We start from the raw sequence: 26071 nt of genomic DNA, 5'->3' as shown, positions 1-26071 counted from the left end.
CGTACCGAGGTTTCGTCTACACTAATGGCAGACCAAAATTACCGCCAAAACCCGTTGAGGAGGTCGAGTCATGGGCGATCGCAATACGGAACGAGAACATCGCATCGATTACGAGATCGTCGTCGATGCCTACACCCCCGAAGAACAGGCGATGGGGTGGTACGTTTACTTAGACGATCGCCTCGATTTTCCCTTTTCCGCCCAGTGGATAACCCAGGGAAATCGCGATAACCCACAAAAACTCGATATCGTCGAAGTCGTCGCAATGGCAGCCGAGGAAGAGTGCATGGGCGAGATGTACGTAGAAATTCGCTACGCCGAAGATACGGAAGAAGACGAATTTTCCGTACCGCTGTCGGAAATTCGCTGTTTGGAAGACGACGACAACTTAGAACGCCGCCAGTGCATCGAAGATTGGCACTATTGGGTCGATATGGGGTACGAGTTAGGATAACGTTCTGGGTTCCAACCCTCTCTGTGTCCTTCCTCTGTGTCTGATGGGGTGATATTACCCCAATCCTGACATCGAACTCGCGTTCACGATCGCCCAACTATCCACCCCCAACAACAGCAGCGTCAACCCCAACAAAATCAAATACATCCAAGGTTGTGCCAAAGGGCGAACGTCGCGAGTATCGATTCCCGTTTTCGCCTCCACCTGCTGCACCAACTTCGAGAACCCCACCACGCGCATCGGTAACAAATACGCCCGATCCGACTCGCCCACAAAATAATACACGAGTCCCCCTTGTCCCGTACTGCGAGGCTTCAATGCCCGAACCTCCTTCCACGGAAGAAACCAACCTTTCCGCAAAAAACCAGGAAACCAGCGAGGATAACTGACACCAATTCCCGCCTCGTCGAGAACCACCCGTTCTCCCAATACCCCGTACAACGCCACAAACCCGATCGCAATTCCCACCCACAACAACGCGGGGGGAACCGACGCCTCAGTCACCTCCGCCAAAAACGGAAGCGGAACCGTCAAGGCAACATACAACCCGATGAGGGTCGCGCGGATTAACGGAGAAATGCGGAAAATAGAAGGTTCGGAGACTGGCGTTTCAGACACGGCGATCGCACCTTAAACTCGTTAAGTTCACTTAACTTAACTTAAGGCAAATATTTTTGCACGACGCTCCACCCCGTCCACGACACGGCGGCGAAGGCGACGAACAACAGTACGTTAGTCGCGACGTGCAGGCGACGCATATCGGGGCGTTTGGCGTGGATTCGCAACCCACTGACCACCGACACCAGAACTAACGCCACCACCACCAACCCAGCCGGAAGATGCGCCGAATGTCCTAAATTCCCGTAGTAACCCAGGGTTCCGACAATCCCGATCGTCAGCAACAGCAACACCAGCGTCACCAACGTTCCCCCCAGGATGAGATGGGCGAGGCGCAAACCCTTCGGACGGGGTTTTTTCTGAGTTCGGGTAGCGAACATCCAGCCTCCGGTTATTCCGAGGAGGACGTAGGCGGTTAGCGACAGCCCCATCGACCAAGCGGCGATACGCCACAGCCATAAAAATGAAGGAAGATCCAAGGGTTTCGCCTCTGACTTGCGAGGTTCCCTCGGATCTTACCTTGTTAGTTCTTTTGCAATCCAGCACGGCGTCGCGATCGATGTCGCGATCGCTTGCCTTTTGAGTCGTTCTGAGTCTCCAATCGAGACGACACGCTCACACTCCCTCACACCGTTTCGATAAAACCTTTAATGAATACTTAATTAAAGGGTTTCGATTATTCAACTGAGGCTAAAGCAGGTTCCTTCTCGCCGTTCGTCGAAGATTGCGACCCTCCCCCAAACGGATCTTCACAATTCTTTACAGTGTGTGTGTCCTCTTTTGGGGTAGAATCCTCAATACCGTTAGATTCAGTTGTAACCGTCAAGCGATTGCAAGGAATCGTATCGGAAAGGATCGAACTGGCCATCATGCCCGTGTGAATCTCGAGTTGAGCGTGGGGCAATGCCTCAAATACCAAGCGCTGTCCGGGGAACACCACCCGCTCGAAATACCAGTTAGGAATATTGGTAATGCGAGCGACTTGGATTTGGCTGGTCGCGTTGATGTAGCAGCAGAGAAGGGGATTAGCGCTGTTTTTGGGTAAGGGATCGAGAATCTGAGCCATGATTGTTTGAGAAACGTGCTTTCTTCAAAAGTCGATCGATTGTTATACCTGAAAGCCTAACACCTCGCGATCCCAGATGGCTGTAAAAGCGAATACCAAGTGTTAGAAATTGCGATCGCCCTAACGAACGACTCGGTGTTTTTGCGTAAAACAGCAAGATTTTTGGCGATCGAGCCTTAGATCGCGGATGTGGGTTGGGATCGCGGTAATTAAATGTTAGTAAGGTTGCCGCAGACCATTTTACGCGGTCTGAGTTTCTTTCGGAACGCTCTAAAGATTTTTTCTAGATTTTCAATCGCTCTTTTCTCGACCTAACAACGGTTCGCTCTGACCTTTTCCCGTTTCAGCTAGCCGCAAAGCCGAGACTTTCGTTTCTCTCCAATTTATCGCCCTCAACCGCCTGCGATCCCAAACGATCGCCATCTGTTCGGACGATCGCCCTTCACCTGCCAAAAACATCGCCTCGTCAGGGCAGAGGATCGCCACCCTCGAGGAAAAGTTGGTGCTATCTTAAAAAGTAAAGATATGTGAAAAGCGTTTTCAAAATGAGTACGAAAATCGAGCGGGTGTTATACGTCCGTCTGCCGTGTAATCCCATCTTCCCCATCGGCGTCGTCTACCTAGCAGATTTCCTACACAAGCTTTTCCCCCATCTCGACCAGCGAATTTTCGACCTCGGCGCAGTTCCTCCCCTCGACTACAAGGGCGCTCTCGAAGCCAGCATCGACGATTTCAAACCCCAACTGCTTGTCTTTTCCTGGCGAGACATTCAAATTTACGCCCCGGTTGGCGGACGTGGCGGCAACCCCCTGCAAAACGCGTTCGAGTTTTACTACGCCAACAATCCCCTCGTGAAACTTCGGGGTGCTTTCGGCGGTTTGCGTCTGGCTGCCTCTTACTACGGCGAACTCTGGCGCAACACCAGCCTGATTCGGGGAGGTCTCAAACAGGCCCGTAAGTATCACCCCGAAGCCCGTTGCGTCGTCGGCGGCGGGGCGGTGAGCGTGTTTTACGAACAACTGGGAAACAGCCTACCCAAAGGAACCATCGTCTCCGTCGGAGAAGGAGAAACCCTCCTCGAACGCCTGGTTCGCGGACAAGAATTCCAAGACGAACGCTGTTACGTCGCTGGAGAAACCACGCCTCGAGAACGGTTAATTCACGAAAAACCCACCCCCATCGAAAAAACGGCCTGTAATTACGATTACATTGCCCGCATCTGGCCGGAATTCGACTATTACTTCCAAGATCGCGACTTTTACATCGGCGTTCAAACCAAACGGGGCTGTCCTCATAACTGTTGCTACTGCGTTTATACCGTCATCGAAGGGAAACAAGTTCGCGTCAACCCTGCCGATGAAGTGGTTAAAGAAATTCGGCAACTGTACGATCGCGGCATTCGCAACTTTTGGTTTACCGACGCCCAGTTTATCCCCGCCCGTCGCTACATTAACGACGCGATCGAACTGCTACAAAAAATCCTCGATTCTGGGATGGAGGATATACATTGGGCTGCGTACATCCGGGCGGACAACCTCAACCCCGAACTGTGCGATTTAATGGTGAAAACGGGGATGAACTACTTCGAGATCGGCATCACCAGCGGGTCTCAAGAACTGGTTCGGAAGATGCGGATGGGGTACAACCTGCGCGTCGTCTTGCAAAACTGCCGCGATCTCAAAGCGGCGGGATTCAACGATCTCGTCTCCGTCAACTACTCCTTTAACGTCATTGACGAAACCTACGACACCATCCGTCAGACGATCGCCTATCACCGGGAACTCGAACGGATTTTCGGTCGAGATAAAGTCGAACCGGCGATTTTCTTCATCGGCTTGCAACCTCACACCCACTTAGAAGACTACGCTCTCGATAAAGGCATTTTGAAACCGGATTACGATCCCATGAGTATGATGCCGTGGACGGCGCGGAAATTGCTGTGGAATCCCGAACCCTTGGGATCGTTTTTCGGCGAAGTCTGTTTAGAAGCATGGCAGCGCGATCCCCACGACTTCGGACGGGAAGTGATGGACGTTCTCGAAGAACGGTTGGGTTGTGCGGAACTCGAAGAAGCACTCAGCGCCCCGATGGGCGATCGCCCTCCTCAAAAATCCCTAGCTGGTGTGGGTTAAGCCAGATTGCCTAAAACCCCGTCTGATACGCCATAACGCCACCAGATCCCCGGCATCTTGGAGATGCCGGGGATCTTATGCGACAAGAAGGATCGATCGAAAGCTGGCAGGGCTACAACAGAGTGTCAAAACAGCCAATCGAACAATTCCTTCACCGTCAACCGAAATTCGCTGGCAAAATCCGGCACTTGAACCCACGCATCGGGTTCGTCGAACACCTCAATTTCTCGCTCAGGTGCGTAGACAAACACCGTTTTCTCTTCGGGATCGACAAGCCAACCGAGGCGCGTTCCGTGACGCAAGCTGTGAAGGAGATTTTTCGTGACGCGAGTTTGATTTTGTTCCGGGGAGAGAATTTCGATCGCCCAATCCGGCGCGATGGAAAACCGATTCGCCACTTCTCCATTTTCGTCGCGGGGAATGCGAGACGCCACAAACACGGCAATATCGGGAACGAGCGATCGCCCGCCGAAGGTACAGCGCAACTCGGGAAACGCCCGCGCGACAGCTTTCAGCTTAACGATGGCGTTAATCGCCGCGACGAGTTCTCCTTGCAGCGTACTGTGTTTCCCCTGGGGCATGGGTTTTTGAATCGATCGCCCGTCGATATACTCGCTGGCGGGGGTCGTCTCGGGTTGTTGCAGAAACGCGTCTAGCGTCAGCGGTTCCGACGATGCTCGTACCATATCTGGACATCTCCCAAACGCCCATAGTCGAGGGGGTCTTTATTTATTGTAAAAGCCGGACGGTTTTTCGAGGTTTCCCCATGTGAAATCTCAAATTCCAGCGGGGTTGTTGAGAAAAGATAACAGTATCCCCACAGACGCGATCGAACCGACACAATAGAGATCTAACGAGTTAAAAGGCTTCTTTCGGAAACTTTATGATAGATGCCCAAGAATTACTAGAACAATACGCTGCCGGACAACGGAACTTCCGCGATCTCGACTTGTTCCGAGCCGATCTCAACGGCGCAGACTTAAGCGGCGCAAGCTTTTTCCGCACAAACCTGTTTGGAGCAAACCTGTTTCGCGCCAACCTGCTGGGCGTGACACTGTTTAATGCCACTCTCATCGGCGTCAACCTGTATTGTGCGAACCTCAGCGGGGCGAACCTCAGCGGGGCGAATCTCAGCGGGGCGAACCTCAGCGGGGCGAATCTCAGCGGAGCGGATTTGAGCGGTGCAGACTTAGGCGGTGTCGATCTCAGCCACGCCAACTTAAGTTTTGCCGATTTGAGTCAGGCGAACCTGTTCCGCGCCAATCTCGTCGACGCACAACTCGATCGAACCAATTTCAACCGGGCGGACTTACGGGAAGCGAACCTCAACGATACGTTGTTGAGTCAAGCCTTGGTGAACGCCGCGAAGTTCGTCCATACCATCGGACTCACCGCCGACACCGAGGAAGAGTTGCGGCAACACGGCGCGATCGTCACCGCCTAACAGCCGATGTTCGAGGCGGCGAAACCCGCGCGATCGCCACAGCCACACGAAAAACTCTAGGGTTGACTTCGCCAAAGCTCCAGGGTTTTTCGTGTGACGCTCAATTAGAGAAACGGCCCAGACGAGCAGTCCGTTTCATCTCCTCATCACCTCACGGGTGACGGGTGACTGGCGACTGGCGACTGTAAAAAGCCTCCTCAACTCCGAATCCCCACGGGAGCGAACAAGAGAAAGCTTGCAGAAACGGTCAAAACGGCGGCGGTGTAAAAGACGATTTCCAAGCTAGAGCGATCGAGAACGACACCTAAGATAATTGGAGAGGCGAACTGACCGAGAAAACTGACCCCCGTTCCTACTGCGAGAACACTGGATTTTAACTCGAAGGGGGAAACGTTGGCCAGGGCATTGTAAAGGTTGGGGAGGACTAAACCGAAACCCACACCGAAGATAGTGGCGGCGACGATCGTTCCCCAAAAGTCATCGATCCAGGGAATCGAGGCTAACGTGACCGCCATCAAACCGAATCCTAACGCTGTCGAGCGATCGAGTCCGATGAGTTTGGCGAGTGGCTTGGCACCGAACGCCGAAATCGCAGCAGCACCGAGGGCGCGGGCAGCTAACACCAAGCCGTTGAGACTCGGACTCAACCCCAACACGCGATCGAGATAAATCGGCGCGTAAATCACCACTGCGTACATCGCGATCGACGACAAACCCATCGTCAGTAATAACCGCATCGTTCTCGGACGTAGCAACAAATCGAACAACTGACCCCCCAACGGCCTCGAGGCTTGCGACTTCGGCGAGAGAACCTTTTTCCCAAATACATAAATTGCCCAAATTGTCAAGGAAAATGCAATACCGTTGAGATAAAAGGCATATCGCCAGTTTTCGTTACCCGCGACGCCGCCGAGAAGCGGATACACAATACCCGTCAGAGTCAAAACTGCCGTGGCTACACCGAGGATGCGGGTGCGAGCTTCACCCTCGTACATCCGCCCCAGCACCCCCAAACAGGAAGCGGCCAACCCCCCACAAGCCACGCCGAGGAGACCGCGCGTCGCCAGCAACGACCAAAACCCCGTCATCCAAGCACCCGCTACACCAAACACGCCGTAAAACAAAAGTGACGGTATGAGAACTCGGGACGGTCCGAACCTATCCGCCAGCAGTCCTAACAGCGGACTGAACAGAGCCAGCGTCAAACAGTGAAAGCTGCCCAACACGCCGCCCAGAGCCACATCGATCTCGAGTTGTGCCATGACATCGGGGAGAACTGGGGCGATGACGCCGCCAGACATGGTCGTCAGCGATCCTCCCGCCAGCACCACGGACAACTTAAACCACTCTGGGCGTAACTTTGCGTGCATAAGCGCTAAATTTGAAAACTTCTAGAACTCCAGTATGATGACATACTCGATCGCTCTGGTACGATCGAAACTTGGGGTGTTGGCGTCCCACATCTTCAGGAGGAAACATAGATGAAATTGGCGACGACCTTAAGCGGTCAGACGGTGCAAAACCGAGTGCGCGACGTCGGGATTAACCCCGACCACTGGTATCCCCTCGGTTGGTCGAAGCGGTTTAAAACCGGTCAGGTGAAAGCCGTAACGGTATGGCAACAACCGATGGCGGTGTACCGAGACGAATCTGGTCAACTGTACGCGCTCGAAGATGCCTGTCCTCATAAAGGTGTCGAACTCCACCACGGAAAAGTTTCGGGTCGTCATTTGCTGTGTCCGTATCACGGGTGGGAGTTTAACGGAGACGGCGAATGCGTTAACATTCCCTATTTTCCTCCCAACAGCAAGCTTCCCTGCGCTAAAGCGCGAAGTTATCCGGTGCGCGAACAGTACGGTATTGCTTGGGTGTTTCCAGGAAATCCCGAACTCGCTCACCGCTGCGATCCGCCAGAGGTTCCCGAATATGGTAACGACGATTGGTTGATGGTACCGATTACGGGACACTTTCACGCCCATTTTTCCATCGCGAACGAAAACGCGATGGATGTGTTCCACGGCTTCCTTCACGAAGAACTCCAAGGCTGGTTCGATCCGGTTCTACTGGATCTCAAACAGGACGAAGACAGTGTGTGTGCCAGTTATCGCGTGTCCTACAAAGGACAGATGGCGAAATTTTTGGGGCTGACTGACAGCGCTGACGAAGTCACGACCCGGACGATTTCCGTGCGCTATCGCTACCCTCACTATTACAGTACCCTCGAAGGGATTTCGTCGATCCATCTGATGCGCTTGCCCGTCAGCCCGACGGAAACTCGGTCGTTTGCGCTGTTTTTTCTGAAAGTTCGCCTTCCCGACTGGATTCTCAACCCTCTGAAAACTCCGCTGACGTTATTTATCGAAAAGGTGCTGTTCCAACGATTTCTCAACCAAGATATCGGTATGATGGAAAGTGAACAGCGTAACTATTCGGCGAACCCGCAACGGCGCTACGTGGAGGTTAACCCCGCCATTATCGCCCTGCAACGAACGATCGTCGCGCAATACGATCGCGTTTGGGTGGGTTCGGGCGAGAACGGCAGTCAGGAGGAAAAAACCTCCGAGACTGACTAGCCCCGTGCTGGCTGTCACTAGCGCGATCGACACAAACTTTTTATTCTAAAGGTCAGATCGATTTCGCGATCGCGGCGGCGTGACAGCAATCTTGCCTGTCAACCTACAGAACAGGTATCTTCAGAACGGAAATTACACTGAGATGTTGAAACCGCAGCCTATCAACTATCTAGACAAACGGTGAGGGGAGAAAGCTAGTGCAAGTTATTAAAGAATACGTGCCAAAGGTACACGCACACGGGTTGTATCCCGATGAGTATATCTGTCATGGCAAGCGCGGGAATCTCGTTGACATTGAAGAGCCAGTCAGCGGACGACGGTTGACGGTTTTAACCTTTTGCACGAACGACGTACTCGGCTTAGTTCAAAATCCCGAGGTGAAGCAGGCGGCGATCGCCGCCATCGAGCAGTACGGAACCTCGAACAGTTCCTGTGAAGCGTTGAGCGGTCGCATCGATCTACACCGCCAACTGGAGCGGGAAGTTTCGGAGTTCAAACACTTACCCCACACGCACCTGTTTTTGAATGCGTGGATGGCCTTGCAAGCGTTGATGGATGCCTTCTGTCACCTGGCGATTAACGTTCCCGGATTCCGACACACCCGGGAAACCCTGATTCTGAGCGACGTTCTCAACCACGGTTGCATTATTTCGGCGATTACCCATGCCAACAACCGCTCGGGGAAAGCGTTCAGCCACAGTCCCAACGTGCGCGTGAAAGCCTATCGCCATAACGACACGAACGATTTGGCGCGGAAGTTGCGACGCTACGCCAAACCCGACGATCGCATTATGCTGATTTCCGATGCGGTGTTCTCGATGGACGGCGATATTACTCCCCTGCCGGAGTATCTCGATGTGATGGAGAACTACCCCGGTAGTGTTATCGTGATGGACGAAGCCCACGCCAGCGGCGCGATCGGGCCGACGGGACGCGGGATTTACGAGTATTACGGTATCTCTCCGCAAGACGCGATCGATCGCGGAATAGCTCCCGTCATCATGACGACTTTCTCGAAATTCGCGGCATCCGCTGGTGCTGCCCTCAGCAGCCCGAGTCCCGAACTCAACGACCTGCTAACGGTGTCTCCTACCTCGATCGGGACGATTTCGCTTCCGGCTCCGACGACGGCGGCCGCTTTGGAAAGTATTCGTCAAGTTCGTAAAAATCCCATGTTGGTGCAAACGCTGCAAGCCAACACCCGGTATTTGCGATCGCGTTTGGTGGAACGAGGATTCGAGGTCATTGGCGAAACGAACGTGATTCCGGTAATCTTGCCCCCGGACATCAATCCGAAGTATTTCGCCCGCCACATGATGGACCGTCACGGAATTTGGATTTCGCCGATTTGGTTCATCGCTAAACCTCGCCTGCGGATTACCGCTAACGCCCTCCATACGAAGGAGGAAATGGATCGCTTGGTCGATGCGATGGTGGAAACTCGCGAGGCAATGGTCTCTTCGACGGCAACGGTAAGCGCGTAAGGCTTATGGGGGCAGTTACCATCCAACCTGTGACGACAGCGGCAGAGTTGCGTCGGTTTCTCGACGTGTCTCGCTTGGTGTACGCAGGCGATCGCCATTGGGTCGAACCGATTCGCGTGTCGATCGCCTCGCAACTGTCCCCCTCTGAAGACAATCCGTTTCTTCAGTACGGGGAATTTCAAGCATTTTTGGCGATCGACGAGAGCGATCGCACCGTCGGCCGGATCGTAGCTGCCCTCAACCGCCGCCTGATCGAACGAGAAAGCCGAAATATCGGACTGTTCGGCTATTTTGAATGTATCGACGATGCAGAGGTGGGGCGATCGCTCCTCGAGGCGGCCTCGTCTTGGTTGCGCGATCGCGGCGCGACAACCGTTCGCGGTCCGATAAATTTGTCTACTCACAACAGTTGTCTGTTTCTCGTAGATGGGTTCGACTCGCCGCCGATGCTGATGATGCCTTACAATCCCCCGTACTACCCACAGTTACTAGAACGGGAAGGATGGGTCAAGGCCAAGGACGCTTACGCCTACGACTTTCCGATGGAACCGTTGTCGGATAAGTTCGAGAAAGCCTATCGGGTGGCCTTGAAAGCAGGGGTGACGTTCCGTCCGGTGAATCTTAAAGGAGAAGGGTTCGATCGCGACGTTCGCAAGATTTATCAGCTTTTTACTCAAGCCTTTTCTAACAATTGGAGTTCCTCTCCTCGCAGTGAAGAAGAGTTTTTTGAAGAAGCTCAACAACTTAAAACTCTCGTCGATCCTGCCATTTTTCCTATTGCTGAATACGACGGGGAAATGGTGGGCTTTTTTATGGGATTACCCGATTACAACATCGCTCTAAAACACGTTAACGGACAGTTGAATTGGTGGGGAATCCTTAAGTTTTTGTGGTACCGCCGACAGATCGATCGCGCGCGGATGATTACCCTCTGCGCCCTGCCGGAGTTTCGACGTAAAATGGTACCGCTGGCGTTAGTCTATCTGGCGATGCAAGGCGGACAAAAAAGCGGTTACAAACGGGCTGAACTTTCTTGGATTTGGGAAGATAACTACCCATCTCGTAAAATCACAGAAGCCTCGGGCGGTACAATTTTTAAAACCTATCGCGTTTACGAAAAACCGCTAAATCCTTAAAAAAAACTGTAGGTTGGGTGGAGAAAAGCGAAACCCAACACTCCCAATTTCTCTAAACCTACTAGGACTTACGCAGTTCGACCAAAATTACACTAAATGGAGAGGTCGGTGGGCATTGCCCACCCTACAAATGGTGTAGATCGTAATACGGAAGCCGAATCTCAAATACTGGTTTTGCCTAATCTGACAAGTCCCTCTATCCCCCCAACCCCCCTCTTGGGAATGCGGGTTGGGGGGATGCAGAGTTGAGAGAAACCGATGCTTGAAATTTGACTTCCGTATAAAATTAGCTTATGAACTCCACTTCATAAGACCCAAATCAAAAGCATAATGTTAACGTAAATTTTAATAAAAAATATATCCAACTCTAAAAAATATCGCGATTGGAAGTCGTCGATCGAACTCCTTAAAACGCCCCTCTCTCGAGTCATGTCAGACCAACCCCAACGGAGCGCGACTTCACCGCCGTCCGACAACCTCGTACAATTGCCTTAGTCTCGGTTGTTCTCTGTATCGCTAGAATCGCTCAAACACACTGTTCATGTTATCTCCTCACCCTTTACTTCACACCACGCCACTTTCTCTCGAAACAGACAAGCTGGCTCGCCTCCTCGTCAACGTCGAGAACGTCTTGGTAATTCAAGACCTCGATGGTGTCTGTATGGGACTCGTTAAAGACCCCCTCACCCGCGTTATCGATCTCGGTTACGTCAAAGCGACGAAAACTTTTGAAGGTCACTTTTTCGTCCTCACGAACGGCGAACACGTCGGACAGCGAGGTGTCAACCGTATCGTCGAACGCGCCGCTGGAAGTGCGTCTTACGCGAGAGATGCGCGGTTGTACCTTCCTGGTTTGGCCGCCGGTGGCGTTCAATGGCAAGATCGAGACGGCCAGGTTTCCCATCCCGGCGTCAGCAAAGCGGAAATGGCATTTTTACAAACGGTTCCGCAGCGCATCGCCGATCGCCTAAGACAGTTCTGTCACGACTGTCCCGAGGCCATCGAGAGCGATCGCGTCCGATCCTCCATCGACGCCGCCGTTTTGGATAACATCGCCTCGCCGACGGCGAACCTCAATGTTTTTTACGAACAACTGCAAGATCGACCCGAAACCTATGTGGTGCTGCAACAGGCGATGCAGCAGTTGATGGAAGAACTTCTCGAAGAGGCGGCGAGCAAGGGCTTGACGGATTCGTTCTTCGTTCACTACGCCCCCAACTTGGGACGAGACGATCGCGGTTTGGAAATTGTTCGCTTCGCCAAAGCAGGAGATTCGGGAACCACGGATTTTCAGTTTATGATTCGTGGGGCGATTAAAGAAGCGGGGGTTCTGGCGATTCTCAACCGCTACTACCACCGTCGCACGGGACAGTATCCCCTCGGGGAAGAGTTCAGCGTTCGCAACGCCCCCAAACGCCACGAAGATTTGTTAGACCTGGTGAAAACGCACTTCGATCCTCATCAAATGCCCGTGTTAGTGGGGATTGGCGATACGGTTAACAGTACCGTCGAACGGGATGGCGATCGCTATGTGGTTCGTCGCGGGGGGAGCGATCGCAATTTCTTACAACTGATTCAAGATATCGGACAGGTGTTTCACAAGGGTAATACGGTGGTCTATGTCGATAGCAGCGGGGGCGAGGTCAAAAACCGCAAACCGCTCAAAATCGAAGAGCAAGACGAGGTGTCCGTGGTTCTCGAAGGCCCTGGCGATACCCGAGATCGCGAAGATCCCCTGATTCTCAATATTGCTTTCGCGGGCGGACATCCCGAATATAGTGAGTTTTTTCAAACGATCGCCCACGCCCGCCAGGAAAAGTTACGCACCCGACTCGTTCCCTAATCGACTCTGACGGAAACAAGCCCGGACGAGGACGTCCGGGCTGAGACAACAAGCCTTAATGATATAAAACAGCCCTTTATAAAAGATCGGGCCGAATTATAATTTTGCCCTTTATCAAACGGGCTAGTTTATCACCCCGCCTTTTATATATGGGTTGGCGGGTTGTTTTCGATCTAATTTAATTAAACGATCGAATTGTGAATATTTTGTGCAGAACGTCTCGTCTCGTTGCGATCGAGACGATATTCAAATCGCCTTACTATCTAGAATGCAGACATAGTAAGGATTTGCTATGTATGTAAAGACATATGACGAAATGCAAATTTACGTATTGTCACGGAAAGATTGTTGCGTAAGTTTGCCTAAGTAATTATACTGAATAGATTTGGTTCCAGCAAATCCCCTCAAATTCAGCGATCGCCGCACTCCAAGCGAATCGTACCGTTCACGAGCGAGGTTTCCAATTCTTGCAACGCTGCGAGTTCTAAGTCGTCAAACTCTCGAGACCACAGCATCGCGTCGAGTTGACGTTCGAGTTCCGGCGTCAACTGTTTGCTGTGGAGGATTTCCAAAATAGTATCTATTACAGACACGACCGCTCTCCTTATAAACTCGCTCCGATGTCGGTAGTTCTATTGTCCTTGAGTTTGAAAGGAGCCCGTGCGATCGAAATTTCGGTTTTACGTGATTGTACGTATGTCTTTCTGTGACCTCGATCGCATCTTCAGGGAACGGGGAATCGGGAACGGGAAACAGTAATGAAGACGGTCGATCGGTTTTTCCCAGCTTCCCTTGTCCCTCTTCACTCTTCACTGATGAAGCTCCCCTGCTCTCCTAAAACTCCTCCACTTCAGACGTGACGTCCTCCTCCGTGTCCCAAACCTCATCGACTTGAGGGTTTCCAAGCTGCAATCGATTTAACAGACGAACGCATCGCTCGAAGGTTTCGGGAGAAACGTTTTCTTGCTCTCGCAACCAGGCGATCGCGCGAGGGCGATCTTGCTGGAGTGCTAAAACTAACACCCCCCAGACGATCGCGTCCTCGTCCGTCGGATTGACCCGAACCGCCGCGTCGATGCGCCGCCACAGTCGGTTCGTATCGGCGGCGAGCATCTGTACCATCTCCGAACCGCCGTCGAGATGAGCTTCTAAGGTTTCTAACCCTTGCGTCCAACGGCCGTCTAACAACGCCGCCAACACCTTTTGGTTGGGACTCGCCCAAGAGGCCCGAGCTTGGGTACGCGTTACGTCTGCATGAAAGGCGATCGTATCCAATTGCGCCTGAGCGTCTGGCGTCCAGCGCGTCCCGCTCTCTTGACGAATCGACTCCAAAATCTGCTGAGCGGGAGACCACAACCCACTCCGAGCCAGTAACAGCGCGTTTTTATACGTCCGGCTGTCTAGGGCGGCTTCGTTGAGAGAAATCGGTTGTAGTTGTACCGGATTGAGGAGGAAATTTCGCGGTTGCAGGCGATACACTTCAAAATCCGGTTCGAGACCCAACGTGCGCTCGACGACGAACTCCGCCGTTCCCCCACCGGTAAAATCTTGCCAGTAGGGGAGTTGTCCGCTGGGACTGCTCCATTGCAGCATTAAGCTCAAATGATAGCGATCGCGGTTGTAGAGAAATACTTGACCGTAAGTTAGCTGTGTGTCTCCCGTCGGACGTTCGCCGATCAGGTTGAGCCATACCCCTTCTGGGGGCGCGTTTTCCGTCAATCGCTGGATGTTCGTCAGCGGAAGCGGCCGCGTCGATCCTGGGGCGACGGATTTTGCGTCCACCAACGGCGCGATCGCAAAGGATTCGGGAGGACCGCTCACGGCGACGCGATCGGCCAGATAGTAGAAGCCGCGATCGCCATTCAAACCATCGGCGACGCTGTTCTCGTTCGAGAGCCGCTGGTAAACCTGAAGCTCTACAATTTGGCGACATTGAACGTCGCAGGGAGACGGACGCTCCTTCAATACTGGAAAGAGAAGATCTCCCTCGAGCGATCCCGCCGTCAAACTCACGGGTTCGGCGGGAATCCGCCCCGACGCTCGAATACGAGTGCGAATTTCGTCGAGCGTTTGTGGTGCGTTGGAACTGTCGAGCGCGATATCCGTCCACGTCGGTAGGCGTTTTGAAAGCCAGTGGAGGCCGTCGGGATCGACCATTAACTTAGTTCCCAACCAAACGCTCCCGGCGATCGCACTAGAAGCCCCCGCTAACATTGCAGCGAGACTCAAACGCAGCCAAACGCCTTTCCACGGCGTCTCGTTGGGAGGACTCTCTCGTAGCGCTCTTCTCACGGGTTTTCGCCTCAAGGTTCCGAATTCAATGCGCCATCGACGCCGACGCCTCGAAGAATTGGCGCTCTCAGGCGGGTTTACTTTTGCACGTTACTCGATCGACGGGCAACCTTTCAAGTCTCGCTGGAGTCTCTAAGATATGATAAGACCAGATCGCAAGTTCGATCGCGCGTCCCGATCCTCAACACGATGACATTCAGGGCGGTTTACCCCAATCGAGCGCATCGGTTCTCAAATTTCAACGCTTATCTGGCGACAAGTCCTCAAATTTTCTAAGTTAGTTTAACGATGGTATCGTGCGGTATTTATACGCTGGCGAACGACGCCGTTTTCGATCAACTGGTCGCCTGGCTCAATAGCGTTGAAACCAACGTGAGTCACGATATTCCCATTTGCATTTTTCCCTACGACAATCGCCTCGAACGGACGAAAGCCGAACTCGAAAAATACCCGAACGCTTTTCTCTTTGAAGACGAAGTTACCCTACAACGTTGGGATGATTTCGCCGAACGAGTGTGGATGTCCCACCCGCGAGCCAAACGTCCCGGTGCGCGATCGCCCTGGTATCTCGGACACCATCACCGTCGCTATGCGGCGTTTCAAGGTATCTTTGAAAAATTCGTTTTCTACGACGCCGATACGTTAGCGATGAAACCCGTCGATGGGGTATTCGAGAAACTCGAGACCTATGATTTCGTGTTCGACGATTGGGAACACCGAAAACCTACCCCCGTCGCCGCCCTCAATATTCCCTACCTCGAATCGATCGGAAAATATACCGAATCCGAGCTACGCCCCCGACTTCACTGTGCGAGCTTCTTCGCCTCGAAACGGGGACTGATTTCGTGGGAAGACGTCGAAGAAATGGAGCGGCGTCTCGTCGAAGAGAACGAAATTTGTTGGATTAACGAGAAACTTTGGTGGGACGATGCGGCGCTGTCGAATTATTTCACGCTCTGGTGCGACGCCAATGCGTTCAATTATACGCAAAGTGAGGACGGACGCGATCGCACGGGAAATTGCGCGACGACAGATGCTTTCGTAAACGTCAATAACGTTCTCTACAACCAACAGGGAATGAAACCCGTTCATCGACTTCATTATATGACCGTACCGTCGTCTGCGTTCGCGCGGCTCTGTCAGGGAGAAGAAGTCGATATTCCCTATCGCGATATCTTCTTACATTATCGCTTTCTCAAAGAACCCGAAAAGCGACCGAAAGAATTTAAGCCGCCGTCGATCTCGACTCAATTCAATCGAGCGATACAGTCTGGACTTAAAAAACTTCAGAAAATTCGCTACTATATTCCCGGTTTGGTCAATTGAACGATCGACGTTTTGTCAGGATTGCGGATACACGCGCCCTTTCCAATTTCCCCCGAAGCCGAACCAATGGCGAATCGCAGAATCGATAGTCATGAGGGTATAGAGGGCGGCGATAACGGGCAATAAAATGCCGAGAAAGGGGGGTTGACGGTACAGATGTAAAGTGGGAAGTAGGGAAAAGGCCATTAACAACCACGTGGCTAAAGCAGTTAACGCGATAAAGCGATCGCCTGTGAGAATTCCCCAAACAAAGCTTACAGGAGCGACTTCATAGGTTAAACCCATTCCCAACACTGTAAGCAACAGTAGCAGAGGAGAGTAGTTCAGTTGCGTGTACGCGGTGCGGGCGACCATGTTCCAAATACTCCACAGGGAGTTGTAGGAACGCAAACTGTGAGTTTTCTCAGTCAGTCCTAACCAAATGGGGTGGCGTTTTCCAGCCTCGCCGCATTTGACGGCGCGGGCCAGGGTGCAATCGTCGATGAGGGTGTCTTTGATGGTACTCAATCCACCAATGCGTTCGAGGGCTTGGCGACGGATGAGGATACATCCCCCAGCCGCAGCAGCAGTTTTGCGGTTGAGATCGTTGACCCACTCGAAGGGGTAGAGTTTTTGGAAAAAATAAACGAAGGGGGGAACGAGTAGGCGTTCCCAGAAACTGCGACAGCGCAGACGCACCATGAGCGAAACGAGATCGAGGCGTTCCCGTTCGGCGTGAAAGACCAGTTGACGCAGGGACGATCGCTCGTGTTCGATGTCGGCGTCGGTAAATAGGTAGTAGTCCGGGGCGTAGCGTTTGGCGTGACGAACTCCTTGTTCCATCGCCCACAGTTTCCCCGTCCAACCTTGGGGAAGGGGTTCGGCGGTAAGGACTTCTAAGCTGGGGGCGGTTCGCCCCATTTCTTTGGCGACGGCTTTGGCGTCTTTAGCGGTGTTTTGGGCGACGCTGGCGGTTCCGTCGGTGCTGCGATCGTCGACGAGAACGACGCGAAAGGGGTTGGGATAGTCTTGCAATAGAAGCGATCGCAGTCCGATCGGGAGAACCTCGGCTTCGTTGCGAGCTGGAACGACCGCGCAGATGCTCGGGAGATCGTCGATCTCGAGGGGAATCGGGGTCAGTCGGACGTGAGAACGCCAGAACTGTCCTCGAACGGCGAGCAAGCCGATCCAAATGAGTAGTGAAAGTAAGGTTAGCCCTAGAACGACGGTCTCCATAGTTTCGCGTGCCTCTCACAATGCTGATTTAGTGTACCGTGTCGGGCTTCGATCGCGTTGTGGAAACTCTCGCTCGGGCGTCGGCCAAGCGATCCCCGACTCGACCGCAGGACTTCTCGGTGAGTTACGTTCGAGGTAGCGTCTCTAAGAATTGAAGGAGTTCTCGATGAAATGCGTCGGTGGCTTTCATATAACAGGCGTGTCCGGCATTTTTTAAGATGACTTTTCGCACGTTCGTCATTCGATCGACGAAAATCTCCGCTTGAGAGACTGATACAATGCGATCGCCTTCTCCCCAAATGGCTAACGTCGGCACTTCGATCCCTTCGAGTCGTTTTCTAAATTGAGAAATACCCACGGGCGCGACGGGAACGTAACCCCGAAGTCTGTCGGGACGCTCCACGAGAAACGGTAGGCTATAGTTTCCGCTCATCGACGGCGAGACGATAACGGGATGGCTGATGTTGGCGGTTTCGAGGAATTGTTCTAGAAAATCGTCGCGACGACCGAACAGCCGCTGCGAGCGTCCGTAGCCGGGTAAATCTATGGCGATCGTGCGATATCCTCGTTCGGCAAAAAAGACTAAACTTCCCAATTCTCGCCAGGTTTGAGAACTGAAACTCGCTCCGTGTAAAAATAGGAGGACTGGATTATTTTGTTCTCCAGCTTCTTGAATATAAATGTTGCAATTGAAGATCCGAACGAAGCGATCGCTAATTTTAACGGGCATAACAACTCCCCCTGTTTTGGTTCGGCAAAATACTCGTATTATAATCATTTTTTATTATTTTTGTTGTATCATGAATAGCTATTTGTATCTGCGATCGCAATCCATCATAACTCGATCGATGACGATCGTTTTTAAAACTATGATAGTTCGAGCATAAAATTGCTTTAAAACTAATTTCAAAATATATTCAATAAAAATAAAATAAGTTAATTTACAGTTCAGAGCGAACATAAAAAAATAGCATTGCTTTTAAAAGCAATGCTATCAAAAAAACGATAAAGAGCGCGACCTCGTATCGAACGGAAATTACCGATCCGATAAGGAGATAATTTCACGTATTCCAGTAAAATTACTGACAAAAACTACTGACTGAGTTTGTGCTTCACAATTTCTTGAACGGTCTTTCCATCCGCCCGTCCCTTCAATTGCTGCATCAGCGGTCCCATCACTTTTCCCATATCCTTCGGCGACGTCGCACCGACTTTGGCAATTTGTTCGTCAACCACCGCTTGAATTTCAGCTTCAGACAGTTGTTTGGGTAAAAATTCCTCCAAGATGACTAACTCTTGGGCTTCGAGATCGGCCAGATCGTCTCGTCCCGCATCCCGGTACTGGGCGATTGAGTCGCGGCGTTGCTTGGCCAGTTGAGAGACTAGCTCGATTTCTTGCTCCTGAGTCAGCTCTTCCTGTCCTTGCGGACGAACGCTGACTTCTTTCTCCAAAATTGCCTTTTTAATCGAGCGAACCGTTTCTAAGCGAAGTTTGTCCTTCGCTTTCATCGCCGCTTTGATTTGTTCGCCAATTCGATCCTTGAGACTCATTGTAATGTTCCTTTCATCAATGGGCTGTTTGCTGGCTCGTTCGGAGCGATCGCCGATCTCGATCGGCGATCGAACCCGAAAAATTCGATCCGGTTCGATCGACGCTTCAACAGGGTTTTCTGTCGTGTCGATCGAGGAAGGCGATCGAGTTTAATTTGAATTTTCGCTACAGTTTTGGGAATGAAATGATAATATTGCCTTAACTTAACCTAACGTGCGTCGAGGGTCTGCTGTGAGCCGTTCTGCAACTCTATCGCTTCAGCCTTCCTTACTATCTGTTGTCGATAATAATCGACTGAGGCTATTTTCTGGCTCTGCCAACACAACACTCGCCCAAGAAGTGGCGCGATACCTGGGGATCGATCTCGGTCCGATGGTTCGCAAGCGCTTCGCGGACGGAGAACTTTACGTTCAAATTCAAGAATCGATTCGAGGCTGCGATGTCTATCTCATCCAGCCCGTCTGCAATCCGGTCAACGACCATCTCGTCGAACTTCTCATTATGATCGATGCGTGCCGTCGCGCGTCCGCTCGGCAAATCACCGCCGTATTACCTTACTACGGCTACGCCCGGGCCGATCGCAAAACTGCCGGACGGGAATCGATCGCGGCAAAACTCGTTGCCAACCTGGTGACAGAAGCCGGGGCGAATCGCGTTCTCGCGATGGACTTACACTCGGCACAAATTCAGGGGTATTTCGATATCCCCTTCGATCACGTCTACGGATCTCCAGTTTTACTCGACTATATCGCCAGCAAACAACTCTCTGATATCGTCGTCGTTTCGCCCGATGTCGGAGGTGTCGCTCGCGCCCGCGCCTTTGCCAAAAAACTCGACGACGCGCCCCTGGCCATCATCGACAAACGCCGCCAAGCCCACAATGTCGCTGAAGTCTTCAACGTCATCGGAGACGTGCGCGGGAAAACGGCCGTGTTGGTCGACGACATGATCGATACTGGCGGAACGATTACCGAAGGCGCTCGCCTGCTGAGAAAAGAAGGCGCTCGCCAAGTCTACGCCTGTGCGACTCACGCTATTTTCTCGCCTCCGGCGGTCGAACGCTTGTCGAGCGGAGTGTTTGAAGAGGTCATCGTAACCAACACGATTCCGCTTCCGAGCGATCGCCAGTTCGAGCAACTGACGGTGTTATCGGTCGCCAACGTCTTGGGAGAAACCATCTGGCGGATTCACGAAGATAGTTCGGTCAGCAGTATGTTCCGCTAAGCTGTACCGACTCGGAGCTGTTTCAGATGGGGGGCGAGCCGAGAGTTCGCCCCTATTTCGTTTGGCGATATGCTGACCCGAAACCGTTCGCGCGATCGAAACGTACAGCAGTTGTTTTCGCAGCGGCGATCGGTTAAAAATCTAACTTCGATCGCACTTTTTCAAACTTCGATGACAAAAAACGATCGCCCTCGCTTGTATTTTAATAGGGGTAATACCCTCTCGATCGAGGTAACGACCTAGGTTACGCTACAAATAGCGAGGAATTTTTTTTTGAAATCTCGGGGAGAAGAAACTATGTTTCGGAAGCATCGCCAGGACGATCGATCCCAAACCCCCTTTATCGCCACAAACCGCCCAGACGAACAGCTCTACGAACAAACTCAGGAAATTATCTACAACTACCTCCTCGAAATCGTTCGCGCCTGGCCTCCCGATGAAGTCCTCGCCGAATTTCGCAGCTTGTTCATCGAATACAGTAACGCCAAAAGCACTGAAGTCTTCCAATCTCTCGAAGAACTCGTCTTAGCGAACCGAGAAACCAACTTCCGCTATACCGTCCAACGCTCCTGCTATATCCTGTTTAACAACTGGGAAGCCAACCGACAACACCGATTCATTCCCCAACTCGTCCAACTGTTTCACGATCCCTCCATTCACAAACGAGCGCTATCGCCGAAATTACAGCGGGTGCGAGCTTGGCTGAGACTATTCGTCGAAGGCGCGGAATATCAAGACTTGAAGGTGTTTTCCACGAAGTACGAGGACGATCGCCAAGACGACGAGCCGACGAAATGGAGCGATCGCTACACCGCCTATCTCCTCGTTCCCCAATACTCGAACCCCGACAACCCCATCGAACAGCGAGAGGTCGCTCGCGCCGTCTCCCAACGTCTCAAAGATCGCTTCAAGCGCGATCTGGCCATGTACACGACGCGATCGCAAATGGTGGGATACGACGACAAACAATATCCCAACCCCACCATTTTCGGAGACGACGTCCTGCGGATTATCAAAACCATCGTCGCCCGTCGCGGAAACCTCAGCTATCAAAACTTAGCTCAAGTCTTTCTGCGTCAAACGGAACACCAACGCTATCGCGAGTTCAAACGCAGCTTGCAAAAATATTTGGTGTTTTCTTGGACGGACAAGGAGCTAGCCCATACCCTCAAGCTTCGGTTGTCCGATCGCCTCGATAGCTTTTACCACAACAAACACGGCAGTTCCGTCGACGAAGCCTTGAGATTGCGAACCTGTAACCGCGCGATCGACGCCCTGACGACGGAAAACGGCATCGAACCCTCGCCAATTTTTATTTGGATGCTCTCGTTCGGCAATCCCTTGGCGCTCGTGGTAATTTTACTCAAGCTCGTTCTCGTCAGTCCCCACTCGCGGGTTCATCTCGAAACTGGCATCGCCAAGCTGGTTCGCTACTACGAGCATTTATCGGAAGACGAATGCGAGTGGGTGGTTCATTTCTTCGAGCTGTTTAAAATTACCTTCGCCATTCACGCCGAAAACGTCGAATACAGCTTGGTCAAAGTGAAAACGAAACCTGCCAACGGTTCTCGCGCGTCGGAGGAATATCGCGTGTTCGCTCGTATCAAGTACGAAGATATTCCCACCGACATTCCAACCGACGATTTCGAGGATTCCGACGAACTGACCCAACTTTTTCAGTGAACAGTCAACAGTGAACAGTCAACAGTGAGGACAGTTGAGAGTTGACAGTTTCTCCCCCTCTCCCCCTCTTCCCCTCTCCCTCTCTCCCCCTCTCCCCCTCTTCCCCTCTCCCTCTCTCCCCCTCCGGCCGCAAGACAGTACAATGAAAAAGACTCCGGGTCGCGGGTGCTAAACCCCGGCAGACGATCGCGAGACTGTATCGCCCCCCCATCATGCTCGTTAGCGCCGACTTACTGCTGTATTACCAACGTTGCGATCGAAGGGCGTATCTCGATGTCTTTGGCGATCGCCGCCAACAAGACCCCGTCAGCGACTTTCTCCTCGAACTGCGCCAGGACAGCCACGCACACCGCCAAATGGAGCTGGCACGGTACGACTATCGCCGACCTCAATGGTCGCGAGACGACTGGCTCGGCGGTACGGAAGCGACCCTCGAGTTGATGGAGCAAGGGGTCGAATGTATTTACGGAGGCGTGTTGAGCGCCCCTTGGACGCCAGGTGTGACGCTACTGTGCCAACCCGATTTGCTCGTGCGGGAAACGGGATCTTCGCGCTTCGGAAATTGGTATTACGTTCCCAAAGATATTAAATTCGGCAAACGCCCCAAACTCGACTATCAAATCGTCGGGGCGTTTGACGGGTTGGTGCTGTCTCTCGTTCAAGGGGTTTGGCCGCCGACGGCGTGGTTGTTATTACGGGGACGCCAACCCCATTTGGTGGATTTCGAGAAGCGGGTTCCGGAAATGCACGGAATTCTTACCGACTGTATCGCCACGTTACGGGAACACCGCACGCCGGAACTGTTCCTCTCTCGACAAAAGTGCAATCTATGTCATTGGTACGGGAGCTGTCACGGGATCGCCGAGTCGCAACACCATCTCTCGCTGGTGCCGGGAGTGACGCCAAACCGCTACGAACAGTTGCGATCGATGGGAATCGATACTTTAGAAGCTCTGGCAGTGGCGAAACTGTCGCAGTTGAAAGGCGCGTTTGGGGAAGTCGTCGGGGAACAACTCAGCCAACAAGCGCGTACGACGTTCTCGAACCAGGCGACGCCGAAACTTCGGGAAATTCACCGGTTGCTGACAACCGCACGGAAGCAGTGGGTGGACGTTCCCGAGGCGTCTGTCGAAATTCATTTCGATATCGAGGCGAAACCGGATATCGATTTAGACTTTTTGTTGGGGGCGCTGGTGGTCGATCGCGCGACGGGAACTCAACGCTATTTTGGCTTTTTGGCAGAAACCCCGGAGGAAGAACAGGGCATTTGGCACGACTTTCTGGATTTACTCTGGGCGTATCCCGACGCGCCGATTTTCCATTTTTGCGATTACGAAGTTAAAACGATTCGACGGTTGGCGAAGCTGTATCGCACGCCGACACGACGCTGGAAACCGGTCGTCGATCGCTGTATCGACGTGCATTGGTGGGTGACGGAAACGGTGGTGCTGCCGGTGGAAAGTTACGCCCTCAAACCTATCGCGCGGTGGGTGGGGTTCGACTGGCGCGACGCTAACGCCAACGGCGCTCAGTGTATTTGTTGGTACAATCAATGGCTCGAAACGGGCGATCGCACTTATCTCGACGCGATCGTCAGTTATAACGAAGATGACTGTCGCGCTACGTTCCACCTCAAAACCTGGTTGGCACAGTTTCTCGAACCGTTTTATCTTCAGACACTCTCGCCTTCGGCTATCCCATCGCCGTCGGCATAGCCATCAGCATTACCCACAACCCCGCGAGAACGAGGGTTATCAAAGTCACGAGTAAGATTTTTATTGGTTTGTTCGTCACGTTACGAAATATTGTTAAGTTTTACAACATTTATTGCGGCAATCAAAAATATGTGCTATAAAATCGAGCTTGCTAAAATGCCTAATGTTTTCACCGCATCGTAAATTTCCTGAGAAACGGGAAACGCGCAGTTGAGACGCAAACAGTTGCGAAACTGACCCGACGGTGAAAACATGACCCCAGGGGCAATGTGAATGTCTCGCTCGAAGGCTAACTCGTACAATACTAACGAATCAGTGCCTTCGGGAAGTTCCACCCACAAAATATGTCCGCCCGTCGGACGAGTCACTTTCGTTCCTGGGGGGAAGAACTCACACACTGCCTGCGTCGTTTGCATAACCTGCGTTCGATAGGCACTCCGAAGTCGGCGCAGGTGGCGATCGTAACCGCCGTTGTTCAAAAACGCCGCGATCGCTAGTTGCGGAGCGTTCGCTGTTGCATAGTTCTTCGCGAGCTTGTGCTGTTCGACGCGAGATTGAAACCGGCCGGGAATGCTCCAACCTATACGCCATCCGGGGGATAGAGTTTTGCTAAAAGAGGCGCAATACATCACCCATCCGCCGCGATCGAACGCTTTAATCGCTTTCGGCCGAAATCCCTCAAAGGACAGATCGCCGTAAACATCGTCTTCAACGATCGGCGTTTCGTACTGCGCCGCCAACTCTGCCAAACGCTGCTTTTTCTCGTCGCTGAGGACATTTCCCAAGGGATTACTGAAGTTCGACACTAACACGCACGCCGCGATCGCCCGCGATCGCAACGCGGTTTCTAACGCGTCCAAACAGATTCCCTCCCGAGGATGCGTCGGTAATTCCAATACCTGTAAGTGCAGCGACGCTAAGGCTTCCAGCAAGCCGTAGTAAGTGGGAGACTCTACGGCGATCGCGTCTCCTGGTTTCGTCACCGCCTGTAACGACAAAGATAACGCTTCGGTCGTGCCGTTGGTGACGACGATCTCGTCGGGAAACACCGAACAGCCTGCATCGAGGAGTCGCCGCGCGATTTCGTGACGCAATTCGATACGCCCCAACACCGAACCGTATTCGTGAACGACTTGAGACTGTTGGCGCAGCACTCGAGACATCAGGCGATCGAGCGATCGCGTCGGCAATAGCTCCAAACTCGGTACTGCTGCCCCCAATTGTACGGCGTTTGGGGCGTTGACGGCGGCCGCGTACACTTGCATCGCCAAAGACAAATCGATCGCACAGGCGCGACAGTTCGAGATCGAAGGGGTCGGTTCGTCTGGCAAACGGCGCAGGGCAGCTTTGACGAAATATCCCGATCGCGGTTTGGCTTCGACGAGGCCGCGATCTTCGAGGAGGCGATAGGCTTCGAGTACCGTCGATGCACTTACCGACAATTGCGCTTTGAGCTTTCGTACCGATGGAATGCGATCGCCCGGTTGCAAGGTTCCCGCTTCGATCGACCCTTGTAAGCGATCGGCGACTCGCTCGTATAACACCTCTCCCTCGCGCAGTTCGATCGGACGAATTTCATTCACGGCAGTACAGTTAAAACGTTTTGCCACCAGTACAGATCGTACGTTCAAAACTGTACGGGTTACAACTCATCCTAACTGTGTCTGTACTGTTTTTGACAAACAACCGACAATAACCATAACGACATTGTGGAGGGATCGATCGTGTTGAGATCCTCAAACCAACCCCCCGACATTTTTCGCCGTCCCCATGCGATCGTAGCGATTCTCAAACGGTTTTGGCGCTTCAGCCAGTTTTACGGACACTACGTCGTTTGTCGCGAAACCTCTGCCCCGATGGAATTCAGTCGCGGTAACCGACAAATTGTCGAAGTTCGTTCTCGCCGTCAAAAACCATGAGTGAAGTTCGCCGCGTCTTTTCAGGTTCGCCTTGGGAACCCGTTGTAGGCTACTGTCGCGCCCTTCGCGTCGGATCGCAAATTTTCGTTTCGGGAACCGCCCCCGTCGACGATAACGGTGAGGTTGTCGCCCCCGGTGACGGCTACGCCCAAGCCAAATGCTGTTTCGATCGCGTTCGCAAGGCGTTGCAAGCCTTGGGTGTAGACTGTCGCCACGTCGTCCGAACGCGGATGTTCGTGACCGAAATCGATCGCTGGGAAGAGTTCGCCAAAGCCCATCAGGAATACTTCGGAGAAACCCCTCCCGTCGCGACGATGGTTGAAGTTAAATCGCTCATCGACCCGCAAATGTTAATTGAAGTCGAAGTCGAGGCGTTTGACTCGGATTAAGTCCTC

Annotated in this window: 26 protein-coding genes; 14 read left to right on the top strand and 12 right to left on the bottom strand. The window is 52.6% G+C overall.

Annotated elements, in window-relative coordinates; all coding sequences use genetic code 11:
* Positions 1-70: 70 nt before the first annotated feature.
* Positions 71-454, top strand: coding sequence for a calcium-binding protein (locus GEI7105_RS0118080; protein ID WP_017661843.1), 384 nt, complete (start codon positions 71-73; stop codon positions 452-454).
* 54 nt (positions 455-508) lie between these two features.
* Here the strand turns inward: GEI7105_RS0118080 and GEI7105_RS0118075 are convergent, their stop codons facing one another.
* From GEI7105_RS0118075 to GEI7105_RS37535, 4 genes are all read right to left on the bottom strand, one after another.
* Positions 509-1072: a hypothetical protein gene (locus GEI7105_RS0118075; protein ID WP_017661842.1), complete on the bottom strand. Its 564-nt coding sequence runs from the start codon at positions 1070-1072 to the stop codon at positions 509-511.
* 41 nt (positions 1073-1113) lie between these two features.
* On the bottom strand, positions 1114-1551 hold the full coding sequence (locus GEI7105_RS0118070) for a DUF4079 domain-containing protein (protein ID WP_026097759.1): 438 nt from the start codon (positions 1549-1551) through the stop codon (positions 1114-1116).
* Between the two features lie 197 nt (positions 1552-1748).
* A complete protein-coding gene (locus GEI7105_RS0118065) occupies positions 1749-2138 on the bottom strand; it encodes a DUF1830 domain-containing protein (protein ID WP_017661840.1) in 390 nt (129 codons plus the stop codon).
* A 291-nt stretch (positions 2139-2429) separates the two neighbouring features.
* Positions 2430-2624 (bottom strand): hypothetical protein, encoded by a 195-nt coding sequence (locus GEI7105_RS37535; protein WP_144053857.1) that lies wholly within the window; start codon positions 2622-2624, stop codon positions 2430-2432.
* A gap of 59 nt (positions 2625-2683) precedes the next feature.
* Between GEI7105_RS37535 and GEI7105_RS0118050 the strand changes: the two genes are divergently transcribed.
* Positions 2684-4270 (top strand): photosystem II high light acclimation radical SAM protein, encoded by a 1587-nt coding sequence (locus GEI7105_RS0118050; RefSeq protein ID WP_035493332.1) that lies wholly within the window; start codon positions 2684-2686, stop codon positions 4268-4270.
* 125 nt (positions 4271-4395) lie between these two features.
* Here GEI7105_RS0118050 and GEI7105_RS0118045 read toward each other — a convergent pair whose 3' ends face one another.
* Positions 4396-4956 (bottom strand): Uma2 family endonuclease, encoded by a 561-nt coding sequence (locus GEI7105_RS0118045; protein WP_017661837.1) that lies wholly within the window; start codon positions 4954-4956, stop codon positions 4396-4398.
* Between the two features lie 200 nt (positions 4957-5156).
* On the opposite strand from GEI7105_RS0118045, the gene GEI7105_RS0118040 reads away from it, so the two are divergent.
* Positions 5157-5714 (top strand): pentapeptide repeat-containing protein, encoded by a 558-nt coding sequence (locus tag GEI7105_RS0118040; protein WP_051044208.1) that lies wholly within the window; start codon positions 5157-5159, stop codon positions 5712-5714.
* A gap of 197 nt (positions 5715-5911) precedes the next feature.
* Here GEI7105_RS0118040 and GEI7105_RS31160 read toward each other — a convergent pair whose 3' ends face one another.
* Positions 5912-7084 carry an MFS transporter gene (locus GEI7105_RS31160; protein ID WP_017661835.1) on the bottom strand — a complete coding sequence of 391 codons (1173 nt, stop codon included), beginning with the start codon at positions 7082-7084 and terminating at the stop codon, positions 5912-5914.
* Positions 7085-7195: 111 nt separating this feature from the next.
* On the opposite strand from GEI7105_RS31160, the gene GEI7105_RS0118030 reads away from it, so the two are divergent.
* The 4 genes from GEI7105_RS0118030 (at position 7196) to stpA (ending at position 12750) form a co-directional block, all read left to right on the top strand.
* On the top strand, positions 7196-8287 hold the full coding sequence (locus GEI7105_RS0118030) for an aromatic ring-hydroxylating dioxygenase subunit alpha (RefSeq protein WP_017661834.1): 1092 nt from the start codon (positions 7196-7198) through the stop codon (positions 8285-8287).
* A gap of 197 nt (positions 8288-8484) precedes the next feature.
* Positions 8485-9771 carry an aminotransferase class I/II-fold pyridoxal phosphate-dependent enzyme gene (locus GEI7105_RS0118025; RefSeq protein ID WP_017661833.1) on the top strand — a complete coding sequence of 429 codons (1287 nt, stop codon included), beginning with the start codon at positions 8485-8487 and terminating at the stop codon, positions 9769-9771.
* Positions 9772-9776: 5 nt separating this feature from the next.
* Entirely contained in the window at positions 9777-10907 is a 1131-nt protein-coding gene (locus tag GEI7105_RS0118020) for a GNAT family N-acetyltransferase (RefSeq protein WP_017661832.1), read from the top strand.
* A gap of 541 nt (positions 10908-11448) precedes the next feature.
* Entirely contained in the window at positions 11449-12750 is a 1302-nt protein-coding gene (stpA, locus tag GEI7105_RS0118015) for a glucosylglycerol 3-phosphatase (RefSeq protein ID WP_017661831.1), read from the top strand.
* Between the two features lie 410 nt (positions 12751-13160).
* Here the strand turns inward: stpA and GEI7105_RS37530 are convergent, their stop codons facing one another.
* Together GEI7105_RS37530 and GEI7105_RS31155 are read right to left on the bottom strand one after the other, a co-directional pair.
* Entirely contained in the window at positions 13161-13343 is a 183-nt protein-coding gene (locus GEI7105_RS37530) for a hypothetical protein (protein WP_144053856.1), read from the bottom strand.
* Between the two features lie 241 nt (positions 13344-13584).
* Positions 13585-15042, bottom strand: coding sequence for a hypothetical protein (locus tag GEI7105_RS31155; RefSeq protein WP_144053855.1), 1458 nt, complete (start codon positions 15040-15042; stop codon positions 13585-13587).
* A 288-nt stretch (positions 15043-15330) separates the two neighbouring features.
* On the opposite strand from GEI7105_RS31155, the gene GEI7105_RS0118000 reads away from it, so the two are divergent.
* The gene (locus GEI7105_RS0118000) at positions 15331-16368 is read left to right on the top strand and encodes an Npun_R2821/Npun_R2822 family protein (protein WP_017661828.1); all 1038 of its coding nucleotides are present in this window, start codon (positions 15331-15333) and stop codon (positions 16366-16368) included.
* A gap of 15 nt (positions 16369-16383) precedes the next feature.
* Here GEI7105_RS0118000 and GEI7105_RS0117995 read toward each other — a convergent pair whose 3' ends face one another.
* From GEI7105_RS0117995 to GEI7105_RS0117985, 3 genes are all read right to left on the bottom strand, one after another.
* Positions 16384-17583 carry a glycosyltransferase gene (locus GEI7105_RS0117995; RefSeq protein ID WP_017661827.1) on the bottom strand — a complete coding sequence of 400 codons (1200 nt, stop codon included), beginning with the start codon at positions 17581-17583 and terminating at the stop codon, positions 16384-16386.
* Between the two features lie 124 nt (positions 17584-17707).
* The gene (locus tag GEI7105_RS0117990) at positions 17708-18313 is read right to left on the bottom strand and encodes an alpha/beta fold hydrolase (RefSeq protein ID WP_017661826.1); all 606 of its coding nucleotides are present in this window, start codon (positions 18311-18313) and stop codon (positions 17708-17710) included.
* A 362-nt stretch (positions 18314-18675) separates the two neighbouring features.
* On the bottom strand, positions 18676-19134 hold the full coding sequence (locus tag GEI7105_RS0117985; protein WP_017661824.1) for a GatB/YqeY domain-containing protein: 459 nt from the start codon (positions 19132-19134) through the stop codon (positions 18676-18678).
* Between the two features lie 4 nt (positions 19135-19138).
* On the opposite strand from GEI7105_RS0117985, the gene GEI7105_RS38610 reads away from it, so the two are divergent.
* The 4 genes from GEI7105_RS38610 (at position 19139) to GEI7105_RS0117960 (ending at position 23757) form a co-directional block, all read left to right on the top strand.
* Complete coding sequence (locus GEI7105_RS38610) at positions 19139-19288, top strand: hypothetical protein (protein WP_158413226.1); 150 nt, start codon at positions 19139-19141, stop codon at positions 19286-19288.
* Positions 19289-19366: 78 nt separating this feature from the next.
* On the top strand, positions 19367-20359 hold the full coding sequence (locus GEI7105_RS0117975) for a ribose-phosphate pyrophosphokinase (protein ID WP_026097758.1): 993 nt from the start codon (positions 19367-19369) through the stop codon (positions 20357-20359).
* 297 nt (positions 20360-20656) lie between these two features.
* Entirely contained in the window at positions 20657-22042 is a 1386-nt protein-coding gene (locus tag GEI7105_RS0117965; protein WP_017661820.1) for a Sll1247 family protein, read from the top strand.
* A 212-nt stretch (positions 22043-22254) separates the two neighbouring features.
* A complete protein-coding gene (locus GEI7105_RS0117960; RefSeq protein ID WP_017661819.1) occupies positions 22255-23757 on the top strand; it encodes a TM0106 family RecB-like putative nuclease in 1503 nt (500 codons plus the stop codon).
* Between the two features lie 134 nt (positions 23758-23891).
* Here the strand turns inward: GEI7105_RS0117960 and GEI7105_RS0117955 are convergent, their stop codons facing one another.
* The gene (locus GEI7105_RS0117955) at positions 23892-25340 is read right to left on the bottom strand and encodes an aminotransferase-like domain-containing protein (RefSeq protein WP_017661818.1); all 1449 of its coding nucleotides are present in this window, start codon (positions 25338-25340) and stop codon (positions 23892-23894) included.
* Between the two features lie 141 nt (positions 25341-25481).
* Between GEI7105_RS0117955 and GEI7105_RS0117950 the strand changes: the two genes are divergently transcribed.
* Together GEI7105_RS0117950 and GEI7105_RS0117945 are read left to right on the top strand one after the other, a co-directional pair.
* On the top strand, positions 25482-25676 hold the full coding sequence (locus GEI7105_RS0117950) for a hypothetical protein (protein WP_144053854.1): 195 nt from the start codon (positions 25482-25484) through the stop codon (positions 25674-25676).
* On the top strand, positions 25673-26065 hold the full coding sequence (locus GEI7105_RS0117945; RefSeq protein WP_017661816.1) for a RidA family protein: 393 nt from the start codon (positions 25673-25675) through the stop codon (positions 26063-26065). The genes GEI7105_RS0117950 and GEI7105_RS0117945 overlap by 4 nt, the downstream gene beginning before the upstream one ends.
* Positions 26066-26071 lie beyond the last annotated feature (6 nt).

Origin of the sequence: Baaleninema simplex PCC 7105 (genome assembly GCF_000332355.1) — a bacterium.
GTDB classification, from domain to species: domain Bacteria; phylum Cyanobacteriota; class Cyanobacteriia; order Cyanobacteriales; family Geitlerinemataceae; genus Baaleninema; species Baaleninema simplex.
Note: the sequence above shows the minus strand (reverse complement) of the source record. Positions and strands in the feature narration are given on the sequence as shown.

What these genes read in the sequence shown, in the direction of transcription:
- GEI7105_RS0118080 (WP_017661843.1), top strand. Translation starts at nt 71, where the DNA reads ATGGGCGATCGCAATACGGAACGAGAACATCGCATCGATTACGAGATC.
- GEI7105_RS0118065 (WP_017661840.1), bottom strand. Translation starts at nt 2,138, where the DNA reads ATGGCTCAGATTCTCGATCCCTTACCCAAAAACAGCGCTAATCCCCTT.
- GEI7105_RS0118050 (WP_035493332.1), top strand. Translation starts at nt 2,684, where the DNA reads ATGAGTACGAAAATCGAGCGGGTGTTATACGTCCGTCTGCCGTGTAAT.
- GEI7105_RS0118045 (WP_017661837.1), bottom strand. Translation starts at nt 4,956, where the DNA reads ATGGTACGAGCATCGTCGGAACCGCTGACGCTAGACGCGTTTCTGCAA.
- GEI7105_RS31160 (WP_017661835.1), bottom strand. Translation starts at nt 7,084, where the DNA reads ATGCACGCAAAGTTACGCCCAGAGTGGTTTAAGTTGTCCGTGGTGCTG.
- GEI7105_RS0118030 (WP_017661834.1), top strand. Translation starts at nt 7,196, where the DNA reads ATGAAATTGGCGACGACCTTAAGCGGTCAGACGGTGCAAAACCGAGTG.
- GEI7105_RS0118020 (WP_017661832.1), top strand. Translation starts at nt 9,777, where the DNA reads ATGGGGGCAGTTACCATCCAACCTGTGACGACAGCGGCAGAGTTGCGT.
- stpA (WP_017661831.1), top strand. Translation starts at nt 11,449, where the DNA reads ATGTTATCTCCTCACCCTTTACTTCACACCACGCCACTTTCTCTCGAA.
- GEI7105_RS0118000 (WP_017661828.1), top strand. Translation starts at nt 15,331, where the DNA reads ATGGTATCGTGCGGTATTTATACGCTGGCGAACGACGCCGTTTTCGAT.
- GEI7105_RS0117995 (WP_017661827.1), bottom strand. Translation starts at nt 17,583, where the DNA reads ATGGAGACCGTCGTTCTAGGGCTAACCTTACTTTCACTACTCATTTGG.
- GEI7105_RS0117990 (WP_017661826.1), bottom strand. Translation starts at nt 18,313, where the DNA reads ATGCCCGTTAAAATTAGCGATCGCTTCGTTCGGATCTTCAATTGCAAC.
- GEI7105_RS0117985 (WP_017661824.1), bottom strand. Translation starts at nt 19,134, where the DNA reads ATGAGTCTCAAGGATCGAATTGGCGAACAAATCAAAGCGGCGATGAAA.
- GEI7105_RS38610 (WP_158413226.1), top strand. Translation starts at nt 19,139, where the DNA reads ATGTTCCTTTCATCAATGGGCTGTTTGCTGGCTCGTTCGGAGCGATCG.
- GEI7105_RS0117965 (WP_017661820.1), top strand. Translation starts at nt 20,657, where the DNA reads ATGTTTCGGAAGCATCGCCAGGACGATCGATCCCAAACCCCCTTTATC.
- GEI7105_RS0117960 (WP_017661819.1), top strand. Translation starts at nt 22,255, where the DNA reads ATGCTCGTTAGCGCCGACTTACTGCTGTATTACCAACGTTGCGATCGA.
- GEI7105_RS0117945 (WP_017661816.1), top strand. Translation starts at nt 25,673, where the DNA reads ATGAGTGAAGTTCGCCGCGTCTTTTCAGGTTCGCCTTGGGAACCCGTT.